The organism is uncultured Bifidobacterium sp., assembly GCF_945269915.1.
GTDB classification, from domain to species: domain Bacteria; phylum Actinomycetota; class Actinomycetes; order Actinomycetales; family Bifidobacteriaceae; genus Bombiscardovia; species Bombiscardovia indica.
On the sequence record NZ_CALYOY010000052.1, the window covers coordinates 1 to 6,274 of the forward strand.

General features: G+C 63.9%; 7 protein-coding genes. 4 read left to right on the forward strand and 3 right to left on the reverse strand.

The features are described from left to right. Positions 1-226: 226 nt before the first annotated feature. From rpsP to rimM, 3 genes are read left to right on the forward strand one after another with little or no spacing between them, the layout of a single operon-like run. The gene (rpsP, locus tag Q0K62_RS07630) at positions 227-718 is read left to right on the forward strand and encodes a 30S ribosomal protein S16 (protein WP_297317380.1); all 492 of its coding nucleotides are present in this window, start codon (positions 227-229) and stop codon (positions 716-718) included. 30 nt (positions 719-748) lie between these two features. Continuing rightward, on the forward strand, positions 749-982 hold the full coding sequence (locus Q0K62_RS07635; protein ID WP_297317381.1) for an RNA-binding protein: 234 nt from the start codon (positions 749-751) through the stop codon (positions 980-982). After that, on the forward strand, positions 979-1,605 hold the full coding sequence (gene rimM / locus Q0K62_RS07640; RefSeq protein WP_297317382.1) for a ribosome maturation factor RimM: 627 nt from the start codon (positions 979-981) through the stop codon (positions 1,603-1,605). Before Q0K62_RS07635 ends, rimM begins: the two co-directional genes overlap by 4 nt. Positions 1,606-1,674: 69 nt before the next feature. Here the strand turns inward: rimM and Q0K62_RS07645 are convergent, their stop codons facing one another. From Q0K62_RS07645 to Q0K62_RS07655, 3 genes are read right to left on the reverse strand one after another with little or no spacing between them, the layout of a single operon-like run. Further along, positions 1,675-2,379 carry a lactate utilization protein C gene (locus tag Q0K62_RS07645; RefSeq protein ID WP_297317383.1) on the reverse strand — a complete coding sequence of 235 codons (705 nt, stop codon included), beginning with the start codon at positions 2,377-2,379 and terminating at the stop codon, positions 1,675-1,677. Beyond that, positions 2,376-3,956 (reverse strand): LutB/LldF family L-lactate oxidation iron-sulfur protein, encoded by a 1,581-nt coding sequence (locus Q0K62_RS07650; protein ID WP_297317384.1) that lies wholly within the window; start codon positions 3,954-3,956, stop codon positions 2,376-2,378. The genes Q0K62_RS07645 and Q0K62_RS07650 overlap by 4 nt, the downstream gene beginning before the upstream one ends. Further along, positions 3,953-4,774 (reverse strand): (Fe-S)-binding protein, encoded by an 822-nt coding sequence (locus tag Q0K62_RS07655; protein ID WP_297317385.1) that lies wholly within the window; start codon positions 4,772-4,774, stop codon positions 3,953-3,955. The genes Q0K62_RS07650 and Q0K62_RS07655 overlap by 4 nt, the downstream gene beginning before the upstream one ends. 360 nt (positions 4,775-5,134) lie before the next feature. Here Q0K62_RS07655 and Q0K62_RS07660 point away from each other — a divergent pair, with 360 nt between their 5' ends. After that, positions 5,135-6,151, forward strand: a complete 1,017-nt coding sequence (locus Q0K62_RS07660; RefSeq protein WP_297317386.1) for a YdcF family protein — start codon at positions 5,135-5,137, stop codon at positions 6,149-6,151. Positions 6,152-6,274 lie beyond the last annotated feature (123 nt).

Sequence of the window (6,274 nt, forward strand, 5' to 3'; positions counted from 1 at the left end):
CATCCCCGACCCGAGGGACCGCCCACCACACATCAACCACACACAATCCCACACACAATCATAATCACGCACCAGGCTCATATCCGCTTCATGAGGTATACTTTTGCTGTTATTCGTGTCCGACGGTGCCCTCTCAAGCCGCTGGGCATGAGGAACATGCCGAACGGCGCCACCATGCCCCACATGGAGACGTTGCCAGGCGCACCAAGTACCAAGGAGAGCCATTTTGGCAACCAAGATTCGTCTGAAGAGAATGGGCAAGAAGTTCTATGCCTTCTACCGCGTGGTCGTGGTCGATTCCCGCAAGAAGCGCGATGGCAAGGTCATCGAGGAGATCGGCACCTACGATCCCAACACCCAGCCCTCTTCCATCAAGATCGACTCGGAACGCGCCCAGTACTGGCTGGGTGTGGGCGCACAGCCCAGCGAGCCCGTCCTGAACCTTCTGAAGATCACCGGCGACTGGCAGAAGTTCAAGGATCTGCCCGGCAAGGAAGGCACCCTGAAGGTGCCCCAGGCCGAGATGGACGCCCAGGCCCGCATCGAGCAGGCCCAGAACGAGGCCCAGAAGCTCAAGGCAGCCAAGTCCGAGGCCGATGCCAAGGCCAGGGCGGCCGCCGAGAAGGAGGCCCCCAAGGCCGATGAGGCTGCCGATGCCGCCAAGGTCGAGGCGGCGGCCGAGTCCGGCACCGAGGAGAACCCCGCGGCAGCGGAGTAAGAGCACACGTGAGTGGAAGGGCTGGCTATCATGCTTGCACAGGCCGTTGAACACCTGATCAGAAACATCGTGGATTTCCCTGATGATGTGTCGGTCAAGTCCCACGAGAACCCCAGGGGTGAACTGCTCCGCGTGCGGGTCAACCCCGAGGACATCGGCCGTGTGATCGGCAGGGGCGGCAGGACCGCCAACGCCATCCGCACGGTGATTCAGGCACTGGCCGACCACAAGGTGCGCGTCGACATCATGGACGTGCGCCGGTGAGCCCCAGCCAGTCCACCGACCACAGCAGTGACGGCAAGGACCCTCAGCAGCGCGAGTTGCTGAGGGTCTGCCGTATCGGCCGCGCCCAGGGGCTCAAGGGCGAGGTCAACGTCTATTCCTACACGGACGAACCGGGGAGGCGCTTCTCCCCCGGTGCACAGCTGGAGACCGGGGAGGGCCAGGTCTTCACCGTGGTCCGTTCGCGCCGGTTCAAGCAGCGGTGGATCCTCCTCTTCGAGGGCGTCGAGGACAGGAACGCAGCGGAGGCGCTGAAGGGCAGGGAACTCTATGTGGAGGCCGACCCCGCCAAGGACCTGGCCGACGAGGATGCCTGGTACCTCACCGATCTGATAGGCCTGGAGGTCCGCATGGCGCCCGGCAACACACTGGGGCTCCCCGGAGGCCGGAAGGTCGGCACCATCAGGGATGTCCTTGACGGGGTGGCCCAACAGCAGCTTGAGATACTCATGGATGGGCCGGAGGCGGGCGATGCCGACGGAAGTGACGAGGACATCCCGACCGGGTTGATACCCTTCGTCGAGCAACTGGTGCCGGAGGTGAAACCGGAGGAGGGCTACATCACCATCGACCCGCCCGGAGATCTCCTGCCAGGCCTGGGCTGAGGAGCCGGAAACCACCATGGGTTTCCGGCTCCTCCGAAGGGGCCCTGCCACTATGAGGCGGCCACAGGGCTACATATCCTCAACCACCAGGTAGGTCATATCCAGCGGCCCGTGCACACCGACCACGATCACCATCTCGATGTCGCCCGTGTTGGAGGGGCCGGTGATGAAGTTGATGTTGGAGGTCTTCAGATCGCCCGAGACCAGGGCCTGATCGTAGTAGTCCATGGCCTGGCGGGTGCGGGGCAGGATCTTCGACTTGCGGATGATGCTCAGGTAGTGCACCGGCAGGAAGTGGAAGGCCCTCCCCTGCCCCGGGGTGGTGGCCACGGTGATGGTGCCGGACTCGGCCAGGAGGAAGTCCGCGAAGGCGATGGCGGTGCCCGACCGGTCGGCCGTCCTGATGTTCTCCTCCCGGCTGGCTCCCGGTTTCCAGAAGGTGGCCGGCGGGTTGAGCCCGTCACGCCACTCCTCCAGGCCGAAGTCGGCGAAGAGGGGCGAGGTGGGCAGCATCACATGGTCGCTGTCATCCTTCTTGGAGTCGATGAACCGGTCCAGGGCCACGGGCAGACCGGCCTTGGTGCAGGTCTGGAAGTTCACGTGCACGGCCTCGCTGTTCTTCCGGGCTATCTCCAGGAGCTCGTCCTGGGTGTGCCCCGAAAGGGTGGTCTCCGGCAGGTCGTTGACGGGCACCAGGGGGTTGTCCTTGAGCTGGTGGCGGGACCTGCCGCTCTTCTGGGCCAGATAGTCCAGGAATACCTCACGATCGGTCATGCCTGCGCTCCCTTCCCGTCGGCCTGGCCGTCCGGTGAGCCGGTCTTGTTGAAGACCGGTTCACCGTTGACCCGCTGACCCTGCTCCTTCTTGTGCCTGGCGAACCAACTGCGGAAGTTCTGCCCGTGCCTGGGCGGGTCGGGCAGGTCGCGCACCTTGGTCCATCCGCCGAAGACGAAGGGCATCCACTCCACATGCCTGTCGTTGGAGAAGAGGTTCCCGGCCGTCTCGGGCTGCTTCCTGGCCAGGGGGGCCAGCATGGTGTGGTCCAGCCCCAGGGCCGTGCGGAAGAGGGAGGAATGCCCGGTGCCGATACCGACCACCCTCATGATTGCGTCGTCAATCAGGTTCGCCTTGGACTGGTCGTCCATCATGATCTTGCGGTGCTTGATCATGAGCTCATGGAGGGGGATCTTGACCGGGCAGGTGGCCGTACAGGCCGCACAGAGGCTGCATGCGTAGGGCAGATCGCCGAAGTCGTCATATCCGCCATCCAGCACCGGTGAAAGCACGGAGCCGACCGGGCCCGGGTAGATGGACCCGTAGCCGTGGCCGCCGATGTGGCGGTAGATGGGGCAGACGTTCAGGCAGGAGGCGCAGCGTATGCACTGGAGGATGGGCTCGAAGTCGGTGCCCAGGGCGTTGGAGCGGCCGTTGTCCAGGATCACCACGTAGACGTCGTCCGGACCATCCGACTCCTGGCCGGTGCGGGGCGAGGTGAAGGTCAGGTAGGAGGTCAGCTTCTGACCGACTGCAGACCGGGCCAGCATGTTGTCCATGGTCTCGGCCTCCTTCATGGTCGGCACCAGGCGCTCCATGCCCATGACCACCACCTGGGTCCTGGGTATGCACATGGCCAGGTCGGCGTTGCCCTCGTTGGTGACCAGGTTGATCATGCCGGTGTCGGCAACGGCGAAGTTGCAGCCGGTGATGCCCATATCGGCCTCGAGGAAGTGCTTGCGCAGAACGGTGCGCGAGAATCGGGCCATGTGCTGGGGGTCGTTGTCGCCCTGGTAGCCCAGCTTCTTCTCGAAGATCTGCCGCACCTGTTCACGGTTCTTGTGGAGGGCCGGGAAGACCAGGTGGGTGGGCTGGTCCCAGTCATCCTCCTCCAGGATGAACTCGGCCAGGTCGGTCTCCAGCACCTCCAGCCCGGGCACGGTCATCAGGGTGGGATCCAGGTTGATCTCGCTGGTTACCATGGACTTGCTCTTGACGACGTGCCTGGCCTTCTTCTCGATGGCGATCCGCTTGATGTACTGGGCGGCCTCGTCGTCGGTCTGGGCGAAGAAGACGTGCCCGCCCCGCTTCTCGACGTTGTCGGCGAACTCCTCCAGGTAGTCGGGCAGGTAGCGGATGACGTGCTGGCGGATCTGCTCGCCCAGGTTGCGCCAGTCCTCCCAGTCGCCCAGCTCCTGGCGGGCGGCCTCGCGCTTGACCCACTGGGCGTCCTGGGCCTTGGCCACGGCCTGCTCGGCGAACTCGTCCTGCTCGGTCTCCTTGATACGGGTCAGGAAGGGGGCGTCGCTGGTCTTCAGATACTGCGCGGCCTTCTTGCCGTTGACCATGCTGCTCATACCAGGGCCTCCTTCCTGTCGGCGCCCTGGAGGGCCCCGGCGTCGTCACCGGCCCGGGAATCCTCCCCGACGTAGCGGACCCGGCTCATATCGACATTGTGGTTGAGCACCTCGGCCAGGTGCATGATGGTAATCTTCTCCCCGCGCCGGTTGAAACGGCCGCCGATGTTCATCAGGCAGCCCGGGTCGCAGGATATCAGGACCGAGGCGTTGGTGGAGAGGACGTCGTTGACCTTCTCGTCGACCATCTGGCGCGATATCTCGGGTTCCTTCATGGAGAACATGCCCCCGAAGCCGCAGCAGTTCTCGATATGGGGCAGGGGGACCATCTTCAGGTCCTTGACGTGGTCCAGGAGCGCAAAGGGGCTGGTCCGCTCGCCCAGGAGGCGGGTCATGTGGCAGGAGCGGTGGTACGTGGCCACGGCGTCCAGCTCGGCGCCCGCATCCAGCACCCCCAGCACCCGGTAGAGGAACTGGGAGAACTCATAGGTCTTGTCGGCCATCCGCCGGGCCTTGGCCACGTAGGCGGGGTCGTCGTCCCTCATGTGGAAGGGAAGCTCCTTGAGCATGTTGACGCAGGATCCGGCGGGGCCCACGATGTAGTCGGCATCCACGCTCATCAGGGCGTCGACCTCGTTGCGCATAACGTGCCGGGTCTCCTTGACATATCCGCTGTTGAAGGTCGGCTGACCGCAGCAGATCTGCTGCATGGGCATGTAGGTATCACACCCGAACCGCTCCAGCACCTCCACCATGGCCTTCCCCACGTTGGGGAACATGAGGTCCACCACGCAGGTGGAGAAAATGACGACTTTCATGCTCATCCCTTCTTCTCGTCGCGACCATGGCGCAACCCGCACGACCTGTGTGCACACGACCACCATGGTCCCGTCCGCCCCCTGACGTATCGCGGACCTTGATCTGCCGGACTCACATACGATATAACTGCTCAGATGTCAAGAGGTAATACCCCCATCATCCCATCCTTTTCAGCGCTGACCCCCCAATTCAGGGCAATCTCCATATTCAGACGGTGTGATATTCATCACTCCTTAGAAAAAAGTTCTTGACATCCTGAGCGAGTATGCTTCTTCATCTACAGCGCAGATTTAATCCCGGCCTTGGGTAGGCTGGGGGGAGAGAACCCCCTACCCGACCATGGAACCAGGTGGAACCGCATGATCAATATTCCTCAGCTGCTCCTGCTGTACTCCCCCACCATCATTTCCGGCATCATCCTCCTCTTCGGGCTGCACCGTGAGCCCCGGCAGTTCCGCAACGCCATCTGGTTCCTCCTCTTCCTCCTCTTCCTCGTCGGGACCCTGGTACTGCAATTCGGCCTGCGCTGGCTGATCCTGCCTATCGCCATACTGGTGATCCTGATACCCATCGCCGTGGTGGCCTTCCTCCTGGCCAACACGGTCATCGTCACCCGCCGCGAGGGCGTCTCCCTGGCCACCCTCCTACCGGCCCTCCTGGCTTTGGCCCTGGCCGTCTACCTCCTCCTCTCCCCTCTCCTGATCGTCTTCGACGCACCCCACTGGTGCCTGGTCCTGGCCGGACTGGTCAGCCTGGAGGGAACCTGGTTCTTCTTCTCCTTCATGGCCCTCCTGCTCTACTCCTGGTTCTACCGGGCGCTCCCCCGCAAACGCCGGTACGATTACATCATCGTGCACGGGGCCGGTCTGCGCGGAGACCGGCCCACGCCCCTCCTGCGGGGGCGGCTCGACAAGGCCATGCAACTGTGGCGGAAGCAGGGCAGGCAGGGCCGGTTCGTGGTCTCCGGCGGCCAGGGGCCCGACGAGGAGACCAGCGAGGCTCGGGCCATGGCCAACTATTTGATGAACTCCTGCGGGGTGCCGTCCGAGGCCATCATCATGGAGGACAGGTCGACCACCACCATGGAGAACCTGCGTTATTCCAAGGAGATCCTGGATGCCCGGTACGGAGTGGGCACGGGGCCTCAGCAGTACCGGGTGGCCCTGGTGACCAGCGACTACCACGTGTTCCGGGCCAGCGAATACGCCAGCAAGGTGGGGCTCAGGGCCGACGGAATCGGTTCCCACACCAGGGGCTACTACTGGCCCACGGCCTTCATCCGCGAGTTCGTGGCCGTGACCAGGTCCCACTGGTGGCCCTATCTGGCCGTGGCCGTCCTCTGGGCCGTCTGGACCGGAATCGGCCTGATGCACTGAGGGTTCCTGGTGGGCTCGGCATTCATGGGTCTGTCTGCCGGGCAGGTCGGAAAAACGGGGTAGCGCCCCCTCCGAGCCAGGTCAGGGTCTCCTGCGGGCCGGTCGCGGGTCGTGGTTGTCCCC

Excerpts from the sequence above, each read along its gene's own strand:
- Q0K62_RS07635 (WP_297317381.1), top strand. The coding sequence starts at position 749 with ATGCTTGCACAGGCCGTTGAACACCTGATCAGAAACATCGTGGATTTC.
- Q0K62_RS07645 (WP_297317383.1), bottom strand. The coding sequence starts at position 2,379 with ATGACCGATCGTGAGGTATTCCTGGACTATCTGGCCCAGAAGAGCGGC.
- Q0K62_RS07650 (WP_297317384.1), bottom strand. The coding sequence starts at position 3,956 with ATGAGCAGCATGGTCAACGGCAAGAAGGCCGCGCAGTATCTGAAGACC.
- Q0K62_RS07655 (WP_297317385.1), bottom strand. The coding sequence starts at position 4,774 with ATGAAAGTCGTCATTTTCTCCACCTGCGTGGTGGACCTCATGTTCCCC.
- Q0K62_RS07660 (WP_297317386.1), top strand. The coding sequence starts at position 5,135 with ATGATCAATATTCCTCAGCTGCTCCTGCTGTACTCCCCCACCATCATT.